General features: G+C 59.0%; 1 protein-coding gene. It reads left to right on the plus strand.

Features of this window, described 5'->3' with window-relative positions; genetic code table 11:
• A partial coding sequence (locus I6F36_RS39025) for a DUF3141 domain-containing protein (protein WP_225143963.1) occupies positions 1-424 on the plus strand: 424 nt, incomplete at both ends.

The following is a 424-nucleotide window of genomic DNA, read 5'->3' on the forward strand; positions in this document are numbered from 1 at the left end:
CGCCGGTTCTTTTCTACGAGTACGAGAAGATCATGGACGGAAGGGATCTTCCCGTAAAGTCCAACTTCGTATTGCTGCGCATCATCCCGTCGCAAGATGTTACGGTCGATTACTCCCGTCGTCGGCCCTTTGTTATCATCCCTCCACGAGCGGGACACACTGCGGGTGTGGGAGCTCACGAGCACGATAGTCAGCTCGGCGTCGCATTGCGCGAAGGTCATCCGGTTTATCTGGTGAGCTTCCGTCGCGAGCCGGAGCAGGATCAGCAACTCTCTGATGTGGCCTATGCGGAAGCGGCGTTTGTTCGAGAAGTGATCCGCCGGCATCCGCGCGCGCCTCTGCCGGCCATTATCGGCAACTGCCAAGCAGGCTGGGCGACCCTCGTTCTCGCCGCAACAAACCCTGACTTGACAGGACCCATCGT

This window comes from Bradyrhizobium sp. BRP19, assembly GCF_020194195.1.
Taxonomy (GTDB): Bacteria; Pseudomonadota; Alphaproteobacteria; order Rhizobiales; family Xanthobacteraceae; genus Bradyrhizobium; species Bradyrhizobium yuanmingense.